Raw genomic sequence first — 19,452 nt, forward strand, 5'->3', positions numbered from 1 at the left:
CGCCCGCTTACACTTCGCTCCTGTGACACTGTCCGCCGAACTCTGGCCCGACGTCCAGCCCGACGCCGCCCGGCGGCTGATGCTCGCCGCCGTCGAATCCTTCGCCGAACGGGGCTACCACGCCACCACGACCCGAGACATCGCCAGCGCCGCGGGCATGAGCCCGGCCGCGCTGTACGTCCACTTCCCGTCCAAGGCGGCGCTGCTGTTCGCGATCAGCGAGAGCGGTCACCAGCAGACGTTGACCCTGGTCGAGTCGGTGGCCAAGCGGGACCAGAGCCCGCTGGTGAAGATGCGCAAGATCGTCGAGGACTTCGTCTCCTGGCATGCGCGGCGGCACACCGTGGCACGGGTCGTCCAGTACGAGCTGAAGGCCTTGCCGGAGAAGGAATACGAGGTGATCGCGGGGCTGCGGCGCCGCATCGAGCAGACGGTCCGGGACGTGATCGCCGAGGGTACCGAGCAGGGCGTCTTCACCGTCAGCGACGTCCGCACGGCCGCGCGGGCGGTGCTGTCGCTCGGTGTGGACGTCGCGCGGTGGTACACCGAGCGCAGCGGCAAGACCCCGAAGGCGCTCGGCCACGACTACGCGGAGTTGACCTTGCGCATGCTCGGTGCGGGCTGACTCCACCCGCACAAGCTATCGCCCGCTGGAAACCAGCGCTGTCAGGCGTTTTCACAGACGCCCAACTGGTGCCCAATCGCGGGCGAGTCGACCAAAGCCCAGTGTTCGACGATCTTGCCCTCCCACACGCGGACCATGTCGATGCCGGTGACCTCATAACTCCGCCCGGACGCCGGGTGAGTGCCGCGAACGGTGTAGCGGTTGACGGAGAAATCACCGGAAGCAACGTTGTGCTCGATCGTCGACCGGACGCTGTCATCCAGGTATTCCCACTTCTGTTTCCAGGCAGCCACCCCCTTGTGATCGCCGGAAGTGCCTCCGCGGTGGTCGACGACGTCCGGATCGATGAGCGCCAGCGCCTCCTCCCGCCTGCCTGCACTGAACAACTCGACAACGCGCCGGTGGACCTCGGCCGCACCGGCGACCGACGTGGCAGCTTTCGTCTGTTCTAACATGTGGTGTCTCCGCTATCGACCGGGAACATAACCGGGGAACTCCCCAGTTAACTTGCTCCGGTAGCTTAAACGGGGATGTCCCCGATTACCCAGGAGGGCCATGTCATCGGCCGGTGCCGAGCCCGCACCACACCAAGAACAGCCGCGGCGACCCCGCCGGGCCGACGCGCAGCGCAACTACGAGCGGCTGCTGGCCACCGCCAGGAAGGTCTTCAGCGAGCATGGCGTCGACGCACCTCTCGACGACATCGCCCGCCAGGCCGGGATCGGCAACGCCACGATGTACCGGCATTTCCCGACGCGCCGAGACCTGATCATCGCGGTTTACGCCGATGAGGTGGCCGCGCTCTGCGCCCGGGGCGAAGCCCTGCTCGAAGATGGGTCGCCCGCTGACGCGCTCTTCAGCTGGCTACGTGACTTCATCGCGCACGTGGCCACAAAACGAGCATTGGCGCTGGCCATCCCCAACGATCAGGGCGGGCAGCGCTCGGCTCTGTTCGATCGCTGGCACAGGGCCATGCACACGACCGCGTCAACCTTGCTGACGCGCGCCCGAAGCCGCGGCGCCGTCGATCCCGATCTCGAGGTATCCGACCTGCTCACACTGGCCAACGGCCTCGCCGTGACCAGCAGCGACCCCGATCAAGCCGAGCGCTGCCTGGGAATCCTCCGTCGCGGCATCGCGCCGTGACCAGGGGCATCGTGCCCACGGAGTCCGGCGTCAGCTCACACACGCTTCGGGGAGAACTCACGCGAGGTGCTTCCTGTGACACTGTAGGCGCATGACGAACTTCGACCCCGGCGAGATGCTCGCCGTCGCGCGCGAAGAGGCGCTGACCGGAAAGGCCGAGGGTGGCGTGCCGATCGGCGCGGCACTGTTCACTGTGGACGGCGAACTGCTCGGCCGTGGGCACAACCGGCGGGTGCAGGACGGCGACCCGTCGATGCACGCCGAGACCGCGGCCTTCCGCAACGCCGGGCGGCGACGGCACTATCGGGACACGATCATGGTGACCACACTGTCGCCGTGCTGGTACTGCAGCGGGCTGGTCCGGCAGTTCGGCATCTCGCATGTGGTGATCGGCGAGGCCCGCACCTTCTCCGGCGGCCACGACTGGCTCGCCGAGCACGGGACCGGGATCACCATCGTCGACGACCCGGCCTGCCTTTCGCTCATGACGGAGTTCGTCCGCGAGCACCCCGAACTGTGGTTCGAGGACATCGGCGAAGAGGCGTGACCGGCCGGCTCAGCGGACGGGGCTATGCGGCGGTGACGACCATTAACGCAGCGCGGCCGGCTTCGGTGAGTTCGGCGGGGGCGCGGTCGCCGGGCCGGGACGGACGGATGTAGCCGTCGCGAGCGAGGGCGCGCGCGGTCACCTGATCGCAGCAGGCGACGCCATCGACGAACAGGTCGGGCTCGCAACTGCGAGACATCTGCGCGCGGCCTGCCGCGACCGCCCGGAGCATCGCCATCGCGCGATACGAGAGTTCTTCGTTCGCACCGGACACCGGAATCATCCCCTCGGGAAGAGCTAAAGAGCGTGCACTCTGTTATCGCGCGCTACTCCGTTGGTGTTAACAAACGACGTCGCCGGCTGGTTCCGGTGACTTCGCGTTCATAGGACGCACCGCCCCTCGCCCAGGTTCCGGCAGCGTCGCGCCCAGCACTCGCGCCCACTGCCGGGCGATCCTCCTCCGCCGTCGCGTGTCGTCGGCGAGGAGGTTCGCCAATCCCAGTCCGCGAGCGAGGTCCAATGTGGACTGAACCAGTTCTCGCACTCCGGGATGCGACTCGTCCACGCCGAGCAGGTCGAGCGCGAGCCGGTGCGCCTCGCGGCCCACCCGCGCCTGCAGCGGCATCAGGGTGGCCCGCAGCGCCTCGTCGGTCGAGGCCACCACCCACAGCTGCAGCGCGGCCCGGAACGCCGGACCGGTGTAAAGGTCGAGCAGCATGTCGACCACGTGCTGGATGCGTGTCTCGCCGGGCGGCAGGCCCTCGGCCTGCCGGCGCAACTCGGCCACCTGGAACTCGCCGATGTACTCCACCGCCGCCATCACCAGGTCTTCCCGGGTGCGGAAATGGTGCTGTGCGGCACCTCGCGAAACCCCCGCCCGTTGTGCGACCACCGCGACCGTCGTCCCGTTCCAGCCGAGCTCGCCCAGGGACTCGACGGACGCTTCGACGAGCCGCCGCCGCGTCGTGCGGCTGCGCTCCTGTTGCGGATCGCCGGCCTTGACCGCCATGATCATTCTCCAACTCAGTAAGACTTCGGCAGGCCGAGGGTGTGCTGTGCGACGAAGTTGAGCACCATCTCGCGGCTCACCGGCGCGATCCGGCCCACCCGCACCGCGCCCAGCAGCGCGCCGAGCCCGTACTCGGTGGCCAGCCCGTTCCCACCGTGCACCTGCACCGCCTGGTCGACCGCCCGGATGGCGACCTCGCCTGCCGCGTACTTCGCCATGTTGGCCGCCTCCCCGGCGCCGGCGTCGTCACCGGAGTCGTAGCACGCGGCGGCCTTCTGGGTCATCAGCTTCGCCAGCTCCAGCTCGATCTTCACCTGCGCCAGCGGGTGCGCGAGGCCCTGGTGAGCACCGATCGGCACGCCCCACACGCTGCGCTGCTTGGCGTAGCCGACGGCCTTGTCCAGGGCATAGCGGGCGATACCGAGCGAGAACGAGGCGCCCATGATCCGCTCCGGGTTGAGCCCGGCGAACAGTTGCGCCAGCGCGGCATCCTCCGCACCCACCAGCGCTTCGGCCGGCAGCCGCACATCGTCGAGGAACAGCCCGAACTGCTTGTCCGCCGAGACCAGGTCCATCTCGATCGGCCGGTAGGAGAAACCCGGCGCGTCCGTCGGCACGATGAACAGCGCGGGCTTGAGCCGGCCGGTCCTGGCATCCGTGGTGCGCCCGACGACGAGCACGGCCTCGGCCTGGTCGACGCCCGAGATGAACACCTTGCGCCCGTTGAGGATCCAGTCTCCCCCGTCGCGCGCCGCGGTGGTGGTCAACCGGTGCGAGTTCGATCCCGCGTCGGGTTCGGTGATGGCGAAGGACATCTTCACCTCACCGGTGGCGAACCGGGGCAGCCACCGCTGTTTCTGTTCCGTGGTACCGAACCGCGCGATCACGGTCGCGCAGATCGCCGGGGACACGACCATGAGCAGCATCGGCGTGCCGGCCGCGCAGAACTCCTCACACACCGCCGCCAGGTCGCCGATGCCACCGCCCCCGCCGCCGTACTCCTCCGGCACCGACACACCGAGGTAACCCAGCCGCCCGGCCTCCTGCCACAACTGCGAAGTGTGCCCGCCGCTGCGGGCGACCTTCGCGTAGTACGCGTGACCGTACTTGCGCGCGAGATCGCCGACCGCCGCGCGCAGCGCCACCCGCTCTTCGGGCTCGGTGAAATTCACGGCCGTTCCTCGCTTTCCTCCACCGGACGCACCACGGCGAGCACCGCGCCCACGTCGACCTGCTGCCCCACGGTGACCGGCAGTTCCGCGACCACGCCCCCGGCGGGCGCGGAGACCTTGTGTTCCATCTTCATCGCTTCCAGCCACAGCAACGTGTCCCCGGCCTCGACGCGGTCACCGGCCGCCACCGCCACGCGCAGCACCGTGCCCGGCATGGGCGCGACGAGCGAGCCCGCCGCGAGCGCCGCGCCGGGTTCGGTGAACCGCGGCACCGGAGTCAGCGCGACCGGCCCGACGCACACCAGGCCCGGATAGCGGCCGACTTCGAAGGTGCGACGGACGCCTGCCACCTCCAACACCACTTGGCCGGGACTCGTCTGCACTACCTGGACTTCCGCGTCGAGATCGGGTGCGTTCACCACGACGCCGGAACGCTGGTAGGTGTAGGCGACTTCGTGCTCGACACCGTCCACTGTGTACATTCTGCGCTGCGGCGCCGACCACACGTTGCGCCAGGCCCCCGGGCCGGAACCCCGGTCTGCCGCCGCGTCCGCCAGCGCGGCGACGATCGCGGCCAGCCGCGGATCGCCCAGCGGGCGGGCAAGCGTGTCCAGCCCATGCCGCTCGAAGAACCCGGTGTGGATCTCTCCGGCGCGGAACGCCTTGTGCCGCAACACGTTCACCAGCAGGTCACGGTTGGTGCGCGGGCCATGGATGGTGGCCCCGGCCAGCGCCGTGGCGAGCTTGCGGGCCGCCGTGGCGCGATCCGGCGCCCACGCGATCACCTTGGCCAGCATCGGGTCGTAGTGCACCCCGATCACCGACCCGTCGACGACGCCGCTGTCGACCCGCACGTCACCGGGTACGGAAAACCGGTGCAGCGTCCCGGTCTGCGGCTGCCAGCCGGCGGCCGGGTCCTCGGCGTAGAGGCGCACCTCGATGGCGTGCCCGTTGCTCGCGGGCGGTTCGAGCGGCAGCCGGTTTCCTTCGGCGATCGCCAACTGCAACTCGACCAGATCGACCCCGGTCACGCACTCGGTGACCGGATGCTCGACCTGAAGCCGCGTGTTCATTTCCAGGAAGAAGAACCGGCCGTCGGAGGTGACGAGGAATTCCACGGTGCCCGCACCGACGTAGTCGATCGCCTTGGCCGCCTTGCGCGCCGCCTCGAACAGTTCCTCGCGCAGCCGATGTCCGACGGCCGGCGACGGCGCTTCCTCGATCACCTTCTGGTGCCGCCGCTGGATCGAGCACTCGCGCTCGCCGAGCGCCCACATCGTGCCGTGCCCGTCGGCGACGATCTGCACCTCGATGTGCCGTCCCGTTTCCAGATACCGTTCGCAGAACACGGTCTCGTCGCCGAATGCCGAGGCCGCCTCGGCCCGCGCGCTGTCGACCGCGGCGGCGAGTTCGTCGAACGAGCGGACCACGCGCATCCCGCGCCCGCCACCGCCCGCGGATGCCTTGACCAGCACCGGAAGATCGTCCTCGGTCACCTCGGCCGGGTCCAGTCCGGACAGCACCGGCACCCCGGCGCGGGAGGAGATCCGCTTGGCGGTCACCTTCGACCCCATCGCCTCGATCGACTCCGGCGACGGGCCGACCCAGGTCAGGCCGGCGTCGAGCACCGCGCGGGCGAAGGCCGCGTTCTCGGAGAGGAAGCCGTATCCGGGATGCACGGCGTCCGCCCCGGCCGCGGTGGCCGCCGCGATCAGCGCTTCGATACGCAGGTAGGTCTCGGCCGGGGTGTTCCCCGGCAGCCGGACCGCCGCGTCCGACTCCGCCACGTGGGGCGCCGAGGAGTCCGCGTCCGAGAAGACCGCTACCCGCTCGATGCCCAGCCGCGCGCAGGTCCGGAACACCCGGCGGGCGATCTCGCCCCGGTTCGCCACGAGCAACGTGGAAATCATCGCGTCCCTTCTCCCGTCACGGCCGGAACACGCCGAAGCCGTCGGCGCCCCGTACCGGTCCATTGTGGATCGCGGACAGGCACAGTCCGAGCACCGTCCGGGTGTCACGCGGGTCGATGATGCCGTCGTCGTAGAGCATCCCGGACAGGAACATCGGCATCGACTCGGCCTCGATCTGCTGCTCGACCATGGTCCGCATCGCCGCGTCGGTCTCGTCGTCGTAGGGCTGCCCACGCCCCTCGGCCGCGGCACGGGCCACAATGGACAGCACCCCGGCGAGCTGCTGTGGCCCCATCACCGCCGACTTGGCACTGGGCCAGGAAAACAGGAACCGTGGGCCGTAGGCACGCCCGCACATGCCGTAGTGCCCGGCGCCGTAGGAGGCGCCCATCAGCACCGAGAGGTGCGGCACCTTCGAGTTGGACACCGCGTTGATCATCATGGCCCCGTGCTTGATGATGCCGCCCTGCTCGTACTCCCTGCCCACCATGTAGCCGGTGGTGTTGTGCAAAAACAGCAGCGGCGTGTCGGTGGTGTTGGCCAGCTGGATGAACTGCGTGGCCTTCTGCGACTCCTCACTGAACAGCACGCCGCGCGCGTTGGCGAGGATGCCGATCGGGTAGCCGTGCAGGCTCGCCCAGCCGGTCACCAGGCTCGTGCCGTACAGCGGCTTGAACTCGTCGAATTCGGAGTCGTCCACGATCCGCGCGATCACCTCACGAGGGTCGAACGGGACCTTCAGGTCGCCGGAGACGATGCCGAGCAGGTCCTCGGCGTCGTAGTGCGGTTCGCGGTAGTCCGGCGCCGGGGACGGACCGAGCTTGCGCCAGTTCAGGCGCCGGACGATGCCACGGCCGATCCGGATGGCGTCCGTCTCGTCCGCGGCGAGGTAGTCGGCGAGACCGGAGACCCGGGCGTGCATCTCGGCGCCGCCGAGCGACTCGTCGTCGGCTTCCTCGCCGGTGGCCATCTTCACCAGCGGTGGCCCGCCGAGGAACACCTTCGCCCGTTCCTTGACCATCACCACGTAGTCCGACATGCCCGGCAGGTAGGCGCCGCCGGCCGTCGAATTGCCGAAGACCAGCGCGATGGTGGGCCGCTTCGCCGCCGAGGCCGTGGTCAGGTTGCGGAAGGTCGCCCCGCCCGGGATGAAGATCTCCTTCTGGGTGGGCAGATCCGCCCCGCCCGACTCCACCAGGTTGATCGTCGGCAGGCGGTTCTCGGCGGCGATTTCGGCCGCCCGCAGACCCTTCTTCAGGCTCGACGGGTTGCTCGCGCCGCCCTTCACGGTCGGGTCGTTGGCGACGATCAGGCACTCCACGCCTTCGACCACGCCGATCCCGGTGATCAGGCTGCCGCCGACGTGGTAACCGGTCCCCCAGGCGGCCAGCGGGGACAGCTCCAGGAACGGCGTGTCGGGATCCAGCAGCAGTTCGATGCGCTCGCGGGCCAGAAGCTTGCCGCGCCGCCGGTGCCGCTCGACGTATTTCTCGCCGCCCCCGGCGACCGCCTTGGCCTGCTCGGCCGCCAGCTCGTCGAGCTTGGCCAGCATCGCCTCCCGGTTGGCCGCGAACTCCGGGCTTGCGGTGTCCACAATGGAACGAATCACGACGTGTACCCCAATCGTTTGGCGGCCAGACCGGTGAGGATCTCGTCGGTTCCGCCGCCGATGCCGAGAATCCGGACGTCCCGGTAATGACGCTCCACTTCGGACTCGCGCAGGTAGCCGAGCCCGCCGTGTAGCTGGACCGCCTCGTCGACCACGGTCTTCGCGGTCTCGACCGCGCTGTTCTTGGCAAAACACGCTTCGGTGACCACATCCTCGCCCGCGACGTACCGCTCGGCGACGTGCCTGGTGTACACCCGGACGACGTCGATCGCGCGGGCCAGGTCGGTGAGCTTGTGCTGGACGAGCTGCCGGGAGATCAGCGGGCGGCCGAAAGTGTGGCGCAGGCGGCACCAGGCGACCGCCAGGTCGAGCGCGCGCTGAGCGGTGGCGTAGCCCTGCACTGCCAGCGAGAGCCGTTCGGCGACGAACTGGGTGGCGAGCTGGGCGAATCCGGAATTCTCCGGGCCGACCAGGTTGGCCACCGGCACCCGGACGTCCACGAAGGACAGCTCGGCGGTGTCCGAGCACTGCCAGCCCATCTTCTCCAGCCGTCGGCCCACCGTGAAGCCCGGTGTCCCCCGCTCCACGACCAGCAGCGACAGGCCGTGCGCTCCCGGCCCACCGGTACGAACCGCGGTGGTCACGAAGTCCGCGCGGCTGCCGGAGGTGATGAAGGTCTTCGCGCCGTTGACCACGTAGTGGTCGCCGTCGCGCCGGGCAGTCGTGCTGATCGCGGCTACGTCGGACCCGCCGTCGGGCTCGGTGATCGCGAGCGCGCCGATGAGGTCCCCGTTCAGCGCCGGGCGCACCCACCGATCGATCTGTTCCCGCGCTCCCCCGGCGACGATGTGCGGCAGCGCGATTCCGCCGGTGAAGAGCGCGGCGATCAGACCACCGCTGCCGCCCGCGTGAAGAATTTCCTCGGTCACCGTGACCGCGTCGAGGAAATCGCCCCCGCCGCCGCCGACCTCCTCCGGCAGCGAGACGCCGAGCAGCCCGATCCGGCCCGCCACGCGGTGCAACTCGCGCGGCACGGCACCGGCCCGCTCCCAGTCGTCGAGGTGAGGCAACACCTCGGTCTCGACGAACTTTCGCACGGTCTTGCGCAACTGCCGCCGTTCGGCCGTCTCGATCATCGCGGCACCTCCGCATACCGGGCCCGCAGCCATTCGCCAAGGGCCTTGGCCTGCGGGTCGAACCGCACCTGTGCCGCGACCCCCTCACCCAGCAATCCGGTCACCACGAAGTTGAGCGCACACAGGTTCGGCAGCACGTACCGGGTGACGGGCAGGGACGCGGTTTCCGGCAGCAGGCGGCGGAATTCCACCACGGTCAACGCGTGCACCAGCCACGGCCAGTGCTCAGCGGCGGAGACCCACACCCCGAGGTTGGCGTCCCCGCCCTTGTCGCCGCTGCGCGCGCCGACGATCGTGCCGAGCGGGGCTCGCTGGGTGCGTACCTGCGGCGGCCCAGGCAGCTCCGGTTCGTCCACATCGGATAGTTCCCGGGTTTCCCCGGGCAGGGCGATCGCCACCCGCGAGCCATCCGGCAGCACCGCGACGTGCGGGACATCACGAGCGTCCACAAAGGATGCCGTGAACACGCCGTAGGGCGAAGCGTCCGAGGGTGGCGCGGTCACATGGAATCCGGGATAACTCGACAGCGCCAGCTCGATCGCGGCGCCGCTGAACGCCCGGCCGGCGATCTTCGGGTCGCTGTCCTTGACCGCACAATGGAGCAGCGCGCTGGCCCGCTGCTCGGTGTCGGCGTCCTCGTGGTCAGTGCGGGCCAGCGTCCAGCGGATCTCGGCGGGTGGCCGATCCTTCAGCGACCGTTCCAGTTGCGTCTTCACCAGCGCGGCCTTGGCGTCGATGTCCAGCCCGGTCAGCACGAACGTGGTGGAATTGCGGAACCCGCCGAGCGAGTTGAGGCCGACCTTCACCGCCGGCGGTGGCGGTTCGCCGCGAGTGCCGGTGATCCGGACCCGGTCCGGGCCGTCCTCGGTGAGCGTGATCGTGTCGAACCGCGTGGTGACATCGGGTCCGGCGTAGCGCGGGCCGCCGATTTCATACAGGAGCTGAGCGGTGACCGTGCCGATCGTGACCGCGCCCGCGGTGCCCTCGTGCTTGGTGATCACGCTCGATCCGTCGGCATGCATCTCGGCGATCGGAAACCCGGGAACGCCAACTTCGTGTTCGGTGAAAAACGCGTAATTCCCGCCGGTGGCCTGCGCTCCGCATTCGAGGACGTGCCCGGCCACCACCGCGCCGGCCAGCGCGTCATAGTCGTCCCGCCGCCAGCCGAAGTGCGCGGCGGCCGGTCCGACGACCAGTGAGGCGTCGGTGACCCGGCCGGTCACGACCACGTCGGCGCCCGCGTTCAGGCATTCGACGATGCCCCAGGCACCGAGATAAGCGTTGGCGGTCAACGGTTTTCCGAACCCGAGCTCACCGGCGCGGGGAAGCAGGTCGTCGCCCTCGACGTGCGCCACCGCGACATCGAGACCGAGCCGCTCCGCCAGCGCGCGGATGTCGCCGGCCAGCCCGGCCGGGTTCAGCCCGCCCGCGTTGGCGACGATCCGGACGCCCTTTTCCTTGGCCAGTCCAAGGTTTTCCTCCAGTTGCCGCAGAAACGTCCTGGCATAGCCGCGTTTCGGGTCCTTCAACCGGTCCCGCCCGAGAATCAGCATGGTCAGCTCGGCCAGATAGTCGCCGGTCAGCACGTCGAGCGCGCCGCCGGTCAGCATCTCCCGCACCGCCGAGAACCGGTCCCCATAGAACCCGGACGCATTGCCTATTCTCATGTGAACTGCCCCGGTGCCCGGCCCTTCCCGGGTGACCCGGCGAACGCCTGCGCGATGCCGAGCCATTCCCGCGCGTCCGCACCGGTCGCGGTCAGGTCGGTGTCGGCGAGGTTACGGCGCTGGGTGACCACGAAACAGAAGTCGAGCGCGCTGCCGGTTACCCGCTGCGCCGCGTCCGGCGGCCCCCAGGCCCACACCTCGCCGTCCGGCGCGACCAGTTCGACGCGGAACGGCTCCGGCGGCGGCGTGATCCCGTTGAGACTGAAGGCAAAGTCGCGAGTACGGACGCCGAGCCACGCGACGTGCCGGATGCGTCCAGTCGGGTGCTTGGCTCCGAGCGCGTCGAACACGTCCTGCGCGTGGGCCCAGGTTTCCATCAGCCGTGCGGTCGCCATGGTCACCGCGCCCATTGGGGGTCCATACCACGGAAACTTCTCCCCGGCCGGCGCCGCCGCGAGTGCCGCGGCCAATGCCGCCCGTCCGGCACGCCAGTCGTCCAGCAGTTGCGCACGCGGCTTCACGGCGCCTTCGGCAGCGCCGTTGTCGACGTACTGATCCCCTTCCGTCAGCGCGCGTTTCACCTCGGCGCCGAACTCGTCCGGGGTGCGCACGGCGATCAGCGCCTTCGAGTCGGTCCACGCCAGGTGCGCGATCTGGTGTGCGATCGTCCAGCCCGGTGCCGGGGTCGGCGTCGCCCAGTCAGCATCTGCCACCAACTCTTCGAGGTCCCGGCTCTCCGCCGCCAAGTCGGTCAGGATCGCTCCGACGTCCGCCAATGACATCGCCTCCTCACGCTCTTCGGCGAGCCTGGCACCCGCAGGTGGAAAAATCAAGCACGCTTGATTTTTTCTGTGCACCAAGCCCTAACACATCGACCCGACACGCGACGATATTGGGGTGTGTGCGGACAACGACCCCTAGATGTAGTCTCTGATCACCGGCGGCGCCCAGCGGTGGGAGACCTCGGGGGAGCCGGTGAAGCCTTGCTCCGCGCACGTCGACCAGGGTCGGCGTGCCGATTCAACGCGCCCTTTTTGGAGTGATGCATGTCTGTGCAAACAACGCAGCCGACGACGTCTTCACCACCGTCGGCCATGCGCGTGATCCGACGGGACGGCAGCGTGTCGGCGTTCGACGCCAACAAGATCTCGGTCGCCCTGGCCAAGGCGTTCCTCGCCGTCGAAGGGGACGGCGCCGCGGCGTCGTCGCGGATCCACCACGTGGTCGGCGAGCTGACCACGCAGGTCGAGGCGTCACTGCTGCGGCACGCGAGTGCCGAGGCGGCGTTGCACATCGAGCAGATCCAGGATCTGGTCGAACTGACCCTGATGCGCGGCGGCCATCACAAGGTCGCCCGCGCGTACGTGCTTTACCGGGAGGAACGGGCCAAAGCGCGCGAAGCCGCGCAACCGGCGAAGCGGGACGGCGTGATCCATGTCAAGGATTCCGACGGCACGCTCCAGCCCCTGGACTGGGACCGCGTCGCGCACGTCGTCGGCGAGGCCGTGGCCGGGATCGACGACACCTCGGCCGAGCCCGTGCTGGCCGAAGCCAGGCGCAACCTCTACGACGGCATCAGCTCCGACGAGCTGGCGCTGGCCCAGATCATGGCCGCCCGCACGCTGGTCGAGCAGGAGCCGAACTACTCCTACGTCAGCGCGCGGCTGCTGCTGGACAAGCTGCGCGGTGAGGCGCTGAGCTACCTGGCGGGTGCCCCGCGGCAGGCAAGCCACGACGAGATGTCCGCTGCCTACCCGACGTACTTCCGTACCTACCTCGCGCGGGCCATCGAACTGGAGCTGGTCGACCCCGAGCTGGCGACCTTCGACCTGGACCGGATCACCGCCGCCATCCGCGCCGAGCGCGACCTCGACTTCGGCTTCCTCGGCCTGCAAACCCTCTACGACCGCTACTTCCTGCACCACGAGGGGACCCGGTTCGAACTGCCGCAGGCGTTCTTCCTGCGCGTCGCGATGGGCCTGGCGGTCCGCGAGGACGACCGCGAAGCTCGTGCCATCGAGTTCTACGAGCTGCTGTCTTCGTTCCACTTCATGGCGTCCACGCCGACCCTGTTCAACTCCGGCACGACGCGTGCGCAGCTCTCGTCGTGCTTCCTGACCACGGTCTCCGACGACCTGGACTCGATCTTCCAGGCTTACAAGAACAACGCGCTGCTGGCCAAGTACTCCGGCGGCCTTGGCAACGACTGGACACCGGTGCGCGGGCTGGGCGCGCACATCAAGGGCACCAACGGCCGGTCCCAGGGCGTGGTGCCGTTCCTCAAGATCGCCAACGACACCGCGGTCGCGGTGAACCAGGGCGGCAAGCGCAAGGGCGCGGCCTGCGCCTACCTGGAGACCTGGCACATCGACGTCGAGGAGTTCCTCGACCTGCGCAAGAACACCGGTGACGACCGGCGCCGCACGCATGACATGAACACCGCCAACTGGGTGCCCGACGAGTTCCTGCGCCGGGTCGAGGCGGACGCGGAGTGGACGTTGTTCTCGCCGGACGAGACGCCGGACCTGCACGAGTTGTACGGCACCGCGTTCGCCGAGCGCTACCGCGCCTACGAGGCGGCGGCCGACCGTGGCGAGATCAAGGTGTTCCGCCGGCTGCGCGCGGTCGAACTGTGGCGGCGGATGCTGACCATGCTGTTCGAGACCGGTCACCCGTGGATCACCTTCAAGGACCCGTGCAACCTGCGCTCGCCGCAGCAGCACGTGGGCGTGGTGCACTCGTCCAACCTGTGCACCGAGATCACCCTGAACACCAGCGCCGACGAGGTCGCGGTGTGCAACCTGGGTTCGGTCAACCTGCTCAAGCACGTCACCAAGGACGGGCTGGACACCGAGCGGCTGGAACGCACCGTGACCACGGCGGTGCGGATGCTCGACAACGTGATCGACATCAACTTCTACACCATCCCCGAGGCGCGCCGGTCCAACCTGCGGCACCGCCCGGTCGGGCTGGGCCTGATGGGCTACCAGGACGCGCTGTTCGAGCTCGGCCTGCCGCTGGCCTCCGACGCCGCGGTGGAGTTCGCCGATCGCAGCATGGAGCACCTGTCGTACTACGCGATCGCGGCGTCGTCGGATCTCGCGGCCGAGCGTGGCACGTACGCCACGTTCGAGGGTTCCCTGTGGAGCAAGGGAATCCTGCCGCTCGACTCGCTCAAGCTGCTGGCCGAGGCACGCCGGGGCGACCGGCTGGACGTGGACACCTCGTCCACATTGGACTGGGAGACGCTGCGGCAGCGGGTGCGCACCAGCGGGATGCGCAACTCCAACGTGATGGCGATCGCACCGACCGCGACGATCTCCAACATCTGCGGGGTAGGACAGTCGATCGAGCCGCTGTTCCAGAACCTCTACGTCAAGTCGAACATGTCCGGCGACTTCACCGTGATCAACCCGCACCTGGTGCGCAGCCTCAAGGAACGCGGGCTGTGGGACGAGGTGATGGTGTCGGACCTGAAGTACTTCGACGGCAGCCTCGGCGAGATCGACCGGGTGCCGGAGGATCTCAAGCGGCTGTACGCGACGGCGTTCGAGATCGAAAGCCGGTGGCTGGTGGACGCGGCTTCGCGGCGCCAGAAGTGGCTCGACCAGGCGCAGTCGCTGAACCTGTACATCGCCTCCCCGAGCGGACGCAAGCTGGACGATCTGTACCGCTACGCGTGGCACAAGGGCCTCAAGACGACGTACTACCTGCGGGCGCGTTCGGCCACGCACGTGGAGAAGAGCACCCTCCGTGGCACCGACGGCAAGCTGACATCCGTGCCCGCCGGCACCGGAGGCACCGGCACTGTCACTCCCGCCGCTCCCCCGGCCGTGCCGAGCGTGGCGCCGAGCGCGCGGCCCGAGCCGATGCCGAGGGTCGACGACGTCGACTTCGTGGCGACCGACGGCGCCGCTTGCCGGATCGACGACCCCGACTGCGAAGCCTGCCAGTGACGCGGGCGAAGGGACTGGGAGAGAGATGACCAACCTGGAAAGCATGGACACCACCGGTCTCGGGGAGATCGACCGGGGCGCGGCACGGGTCAGCGTCGACGACAAGGCGATGATCAACGCCCGCGCCGACGTCAACCAGTTGCTGCCGATGAAGTACACCTGGGCCTGGGAGAAGTACCTCTCGGCCTGCAACAACCACTGGATGCCGACCGAAGTCGGCATGCAGGCCGACATCGCGCTGTGGAAGTCGCCGGACGGCCTCACCGAGGACGAGCGGCAGATGCTCAAGCGCAACCTCGGCTTCTTCGCGACCGCGGAGTCCTTGGTGGCCAACAACATCGTGCTCGCGGTCTACCGGCAGATCACCAACCCCGAGTGCCGGCAGTACCTGTTGCGGCAGGCGTTCGAGGAGGCCGTGCACACGCACACCTTCCAGTACATCTGCGAGAGCCTCGGCCTGGTCGAGGGCGAGCTGTTCAACATGTACCGCGAGGTGCCCTCGATCGCGGACAAGGACGCGTGGGCGCTGAAGTACACCCGGAACCTGGAGAACCGTGATTTCCGGACCGGCACCGCGGAGGCCGACCAGAACTTCCTGCGCGACCTGGTCGCCTTCTACGTGGTGTTCGAGGGCATGTGGTTCTACACCGGGTTCGCGCAGATCCTGTCGCTGGGCCGGCGCAACAAGATGGTCGGCATCGCCGAGCAGTACCAGTACATCCTGCGCGACGAGTCGATCCACCTGAACTTCGGCATCGACTGCATCAACCAGATCAAGATCGAGAATCCGCACCTGTGGACGCCGGAGTTCCAGCAGGAGGTCCGCGAAATGCTCACCGAGGCGTGTGAGCTGGAAGTGGCCTACGCGCGCGACACCATGCCGCGCGGGATCCTCGGCCTGTCGGCGCCGTTGTGCGAGCAGTACATGCACTTCATCACCGACCGGCGGGCCCAGCAGATCGGCCTGGCGCCGATCTTCGGTGAGACCGAGAACCCGTTCCCGTGGATGTCCGAGGCGATGGATTTGAAGAAGGAGAAGAACTTCTTCGAGACCCGCGTCATCGAATATCAGAGCGGCGCGGCACTGGAGTGGGACTGACCGCATCCGCGGGGGGACCCTCACGAGGTTGCGCGAGGGTCCCCCCGACGCCCTGACTGCCCGTATGGTGGCAAGCACGGCAGGTCCTCGATGAGGAGGCGGCGCGATGGTCAGGGAACGTATGCCACCGTTGACGGCGATCCCGTTGCCCAGGGCGGTGGACCGGCGGTTGCTCGACCAGCGGTGGCCGGTCCGTGAGCTGGCCACGCCCCCACCGGGCAGCGGGCTGAAACCTGTGCTGGGAGACGCCGGAGCCCCAGTGATCGGCCACGCGCTGGACTCGATGCGGTTCGGTGTGGACTTCGCGCTCACCCGGTACCGCCGGTACGGGCCCGTGTCGTGGATGGGCGCGTTCGGGCAGCGGATCGTGCTGCTCGCCGGCCCGGACGCGACGCAGGCCGCGCTGGTCAACAAGGACAAGGCCTTCTCGCAGGACGGCTGGCGTTTCTTCATCGATGCGTTCTTCCACCGCGGCCTGATGCTGCTCGACTTCGACGAACACCTCCTGCACCGCCGCATCATGCAGGAGGCGTTCACTCGCGACCGGCTCGCCGGCTACCTGCGCCAACTCGGCCCGGTGCTGCGGGAAGGCGTGGCCGCGTGGGACGCCCGGCCCCGGCTGTACTGGGCGCTCAAGCAGTTGACGCTGGACGTGGCGACCCAGGTGTTCATGGGGATGCGCAGCAGCGCCGGGGCAGCGGCGATCAACCGCGCGTTCGTCGCTTCGGTGCGCGCGCCGACGGCGATCGTCCGGTTCCCCGTGCCGGGTGGCCGGTGGGCGGCCGGGCTGGCCGGCCGCCGGCTGCTGGAACGCTACTTCCGGGCCACGCTTCCGGCGAAGCGGCAGGCCGGCGGGGACGACCTGTTCTCCGCGCTCTGCCACGCCCGCGGTGACGGCGGCGAGCGCTTCACCGACGACGACATCGTCAACCACATGATCTTCCTGATGATGGCCGCGCACGACACGACGACCATCACCAGCACCGCGGTCGCCTACCACCTGGCCAAGCATCCGGAATGGCAGGAGCGCGTCCGCGCGGAATCACTCGCGCTGGGCGACGAGCTGCCCGACCTCGACGCGCTGGACCAGTTGGAGGCCCTGGACCTGGTGATCAAGGAGTCGATGCGGCTCACCGCTCCCGTGCCATCGCTGGCCCGCCGCGCGGTGGCCGACACCGAGGTACTCGGGCACTACCTGCCGGCGGGCACGCTGGTCAGCGTCTCCCCCAACGTCAACCACTACTCCCCGGAACACTGGCGGGATCCGCACCGGTTCGATCCGGAGCGCTTCGCCGAGGGGCGTCGCGAGGACAAGTCGCACCGGTACGCGTGGATGCCCTTCGGCGGCGGCGCGCACAAATGCATCGGCCTGCATTTCGGGATGTACGAGATCAAGGCGTTGGTACACGAAATGGTGCGCAACTACCGGTGGTCTGTCCCCCGTTCGTATCACATCCATTGGGACTATGTGTCACTGCCGGTACCCGTCGATGGACTACCCGTTCAGCTGGCCGCGGCAGGAAGCGGTAGCCGGGGTTTTCACGGGCGGTGACCGACCTCTACACTCTTGATCACTCGTCCGGCCAGGTGCGGTAACGGGCGGACGCGAGGGGCGTAGCACGGCCGCGCGCGCCCCGGTTCGGCGCGGATTCGCAGGGGGATCCGCACAGGGCCGTTCTGCGGGGACGTCGGTTCGTAAAGGGGTGCAGTGTGGCCGAGCCTGGTCGAACACCGGGGTTGGCAGAGATCGTCGGCCGGTGGGTGGCGAGGTTGGCGCGCCCGGACGGAACGCGCCTTTCGCCGGGGGAACTCGAGGACGTGCTGACCAAGGTGGCCCAGGAAGCGGCCGGGGCGGCGCCGCGGGCGGCGGCGAGCCGGTTCGGCGCCCTGTTCTCCCGGTCGCCGATCGGCATGGTGCTGGCCGACCAGGACGGTGAGATCGTCGAGGTCAACGTCGCCATGACCAAGTTCCTCGGGCGGCCCGCCAACGACCTGCGCGGCCGGGAGATCGCCGACCTCGGGTTCGCCGAACGCGACGCGGAGACCCTGCGGGCGGGGCTCGCGGAGCTCGCCGAGACCGGCGCCGACCACTACCGCGAGCGGATCGAGCTGGCGCACTCCGACGGTGCTTCGGTCTGGGCCGAGGTCACGCTCACCTACCTGCCCGGCGACCGGCCCGGCTCGGTGTTCCCGATGCTGATGGCGGTGGACGAGAACGAGTTGCACGCGCTGCAAGAGACGTTCCGGCGCCAAAGTGTGGGCGATCCGCTGACCGGGCTGTCCAACGCGTTGAGCTTCCACACCAAGCTGGAGGCCGCGTTCGGCGCGGGTGCCCGCGACCAGGTCGCACTGATCTACCTCGACATCGACGGCTTCCGCGTGATCAACGACGGGCTCGGCCCCGGCGTCGCCGACCAGGTGCTGCGTGGCGTGGCCGGCAAACTCACCAACGCCTTCGCCGCCCACGACCCGCTGATCGCCCGGTTGTCCGGCGACGGGTTCGCGGTCCTGCTGCGCGGCGAACTCACCCGCGGCGAAGTGATCGGAATGGTCGAGGCCGCGATGGACGAACTCAACGAGCCGATCTATCTGGGTGAGCACGGGGTCGGGGTGAGTGTCAGCGCGGGCATCGTGGTCCAGGACGTGTCCGTGGGCGGGCACGAGGAGATCCAGCGTGCCGCCGAGCTCGCGCTACACCGGGCGAAGGAGGCCGGGCGCGCGCAGTGGATGCTGTTCGATCCCGAGGCCGACGCCCGCGACCGCGCCCGGTTCCGGCTCGGCGCGGAACTGGCGGGCGCGCTGGAGAACGGCCAGTTCAAGCTGCACTACTTCCCGGTAGTCCGGCTCGATGACCACAACGACGTCGCCGCGGTCGCCGCGCGCCTTCGCTGGCACCACCCCGAACTGGGTGCGCTGTCCACCCGCGACTTCGGGCCGCTCGCCGAAGCCACCGGCCTGATCCCGCAACTGGGCAAGTGGGTGGTGTCCGAAGTGATCGCGACGGCGGCCCGCTGGCGCGAGGCGTTCGGGTCCAGGGCGCCCGGGGTGTCCCTGCCGTTGCCGAGGCGAATGGCCGCCGATCCCGATCTGGTGCGGCTGGTGCGCACCCAACTGGACCGGCACGATCTCCCCGCCGAGGTGCTGAGCCTGCGCACCGATTCCGACACGATCGTCGACGAGGACGGCGATCTGCAGGAATCCCTTGCCGTGCTGGCGGAACTCGGCGCGAAACCGCTGCTCGCCGTGCGCGGCTCGGCGGATCTGGAGCTCATCGCGCGGCACGCTCTGCCGGTGCGGCAGGTCGTGCTCGGCCGCACGGTGGTGGCACCATTCGCCGAGGACAAGCCGGACGCCGCGGCGATCCGGCATCTGGACCACCTCATGACCCGGGCCGCCGAGCTGAACCTGCGCGTCGGCGCAGCAGGAATCCGCTCGGCCGAAGAAGCGGCACGGCTGCACGAATTCGGGGTACTCGCCGGATATGGCCCGTTCGCCGGGTCAGCCACCCAGGACGAGATCGAAGAGTTTCTCCGCAACCTACTGGGATAGCCAGGTTGTGTTTATAAGCGGCGTCAG

At 69.0% G+C, this 19,452-nt stretch carries 16 protein-coding genes; 7 read left to right on the forward strand and 9 right to left on the reverse strand.

The window, feature by feature from the left end:
* Positions 1–79 precede the first annotated feature (79 nt).
* A complete protein-coding gene (locus A3CU_RS0100715) occupies positions 80–625 on the forward strand; it encodes a TetR/AcrR family transcriptional regulator (protein WP_084143049.1) in 546 nt (181 codons plus the stop codon).
* A 41-nt stretch (positions 626–666) separates the two neighbouring features.
* Here A3CU_RS0100715 and A3CU_RS42955 read toward each other — a convergent pair whose 3' ends face one another.
* Positions 667–1,080, reverse strand: coding sequence for an ester cyclase (locus A3CU_RS42955; RefSeq protein ID WP_043840458.1), 414 nt, complete (start codon positions 1,078–1,080; stop codon positions 667–669).
* 100 nt (positions 1,081–1,180) lie between these two features.
* Here A3CU_RS42955 and A3CU_RS0100725 point away from each other — a divergent pair, with 100 nt between their 5' ends.
* Entirely contained in the window at positions 1,181–1,771 is a 591-nt protein-coding gene (locus A3CU_RS0100725; protein ID WP_052371351.1) for a TetR/AcrR family transcriptional regulator, read from the forward strand.
* A 91-nt stretch (positions 1,772–1,862) separates the two neighbouring features.
* Positions 1,863–2,318, forward strand: a complete 456-nt coding sequence (locus tag A3CU_RS0100730; protein WP_027940630.1) for a nucleoside deaminase — start codon at positions 1,863–1,865, stop codon at positions 2,316–2,318.
* Between the two features lie 22 nt (positions 2,319–2,340).
* On the opposite strand, the gene A3CU_RS0100735 is transcribed toward A3CU_RS0100730, so the two are convergent.
* The 8 genes from A3CU_RS0100735 to A3CU_RS0100770 all read right to left on the reverse strand — a co-directional run bounded on the left by A3CU_RS0100735 (position 2,341) and on the right by A3CU_RS0100770 (position 11,597).
* Positions 2,341–2,592, reverse strand: coding sequence for a hypothetical protein (locus A3CU_RS0100735; protein ID WP_027940631.1), 252 nt, complete (start codon positions 2,590–2,592; stop codon positions 2,341–2,343).
* A 66-nt stretch (positions 2,593–2,658) separates the two neighbouring features.
* On the reverse strand, positions 2,659–3,327 hold the full coding sequence (locus A3CU_RS42960; protein ID WP_052371387.1) for a TetR/AcrR family transcriptional regulator: 669 nt from the start codon (positions 3,325–3,327) through the stop codon (positions 2,659–2,661).
* A gap of 14 nt (positions 3,328–3,341) precedes the next feature.
* A complete protein-coding gene (locus A3CU_RS0100745) occupies positions 3,342–4,499 on the reverse strand; it encodes an acyl-CoA dehydrogenase family protein (protein ID WP_027940632.1) in 1,158 nt (385 codons plus the stop codon).
* The gene (locus A3CU_RS0100750) at positions 4,496–6,409 is read right to left on the reverse strand and encodes an acetyl/propionyl/methylcrotonyl-CoA carboxylase subunit alpha (protein ID WP_027940633.1); all 1,914 of its coding nucleotides are present in this window, start codon (positions 6,407–6,409) and stop codon (positions 4,496–4,498) included. Before A3CU_RS0100750 ends, A3CU_RS0100745 begins: the two co-directional genes overlap by 4 nt.
* Before the next feature lie 16 nt (positions 6,410–6,425).
* A complete protein-coding gene (locus tag A3CU_RS0100755) occupies positions 6,426–7,961 on the reverse strand; it encodes an acyl-CoA carboxylase subunit beta (protein ID WP_211246311.1) in 1,536 nt (511 codons plus the stop codon).
* A 53-nt stretch (positions 7,962–8,014) separates the two neighbouring features.
* A complete protein-coding gene (locus tag A3CU_RS0100760; protein WP_027940635.1) occupies positions 8,015–9,154 on the reverse strand; it encodes an acyl-CoA dehydrogenase family protein in 1,140 nt (379 codons plus the stop codon).
* Positions 9,151–10,821, reverse strand: coding sequence for an acyclic terpene utilization AtuA family protein (locus tag A3CU_RS0100765; protein ID WP_027940636.1), 1,671 nt, complete (start codon positions 10,819–10,821; stop codon positions 9,151–9,153). Before A3CU_RS0100765 ends, A3CU_RS0100760 begins: the two co-directional genes overlap by 4 nt.
* A complete protein-coding gene (locus tag A3CU_RS0100770; protein WP_027940637.1) occupies positions 10,818–11,597 on the reverse strand; it encodes a TIGR03084 family metal-binding protein in 780 nt (259 codons plus the stop codon). The genes A3CU_RS0100765 and A3CU_RS0100770 overlap by 4 nt, the downstream gene beginning before the upstream one ends.
* Before the next feature lie 270 nt (positions 11,598–11,867).
* Between A3CU_RS0100770 and A3CU_RS0100775 the strand changes: the two genes are divergently transcribed.
* The 4 genes from A3CU_RS0100775 (at position 11,868) to A3CU_RS0100790 (ending at position 19,425) form a co-directional block, all read left to right on the forward strand.
* Positions 11,868–14,777: a ribonucleoside-diphosphate reductase subunit alpha gene (locus tag A3CU_RS0100775; protein WP_027940638.1), complete on the forward strand. Its 2,910-nt coding sequence runs from the start codon at positions 11,868–11,870 to the stop codon at positions 14,775–14,777.
* 25 nt (positions 14,778–14,802) lie between these two features.
* Positions 14,803–15,876 carry a ribonucleotide-diphosphate reductase subunit beta gene (locus tag A3CU_RS0100780; protein WP_027940639.1) on the forward strand — a complete coding sequence of 358 codons (1,074 nt, stop codon included), beginning with the start codon at positions 14,803–14,805 and terminating at the stop codon, positions 15,874–15,876.
* Positions 15,877–15,982: 106 nt separating this feature from the next.
* The gene (locus A3CU_RS42965; RefSeq protein ID WP_052371352.1) at positions 15,983–17,428 is read left to right on the forward strand and encodes a cytochrome P450; all 1,446 of its coding nucleotides are present in this window, start codon (positions 15,983–15,985) and stop codon (positions 17,426–17,428) included.
* Positions 17,429–17,586: 158 nt separating this feature from the next.
* Positions 17,587–19,425 (forward strand): EAL domain-containing protein, encoded by a 1,839-nt coding sequence (locus A3CU_RS0100790; RefSeq protein WP_245616835.1) that lies wholly within the window; start codon positions 17,587–17,589, stop codon positions 19,423–19,425.
* Positions 19,426–19,452 lie beyond the last annotated feature (27 nt).

The organism is Amycolatopsis taiwanensis DSM 45107 (assembly GCF_000519205.1).
GTDB classification, from domain to species: Bacteria; Actinomycetota; Actinomycetes; order Mycobacteriales; family Pseudonocardiaceae; genus Amycolatopsis_E; species Amycolatopsis_E taiwanensis.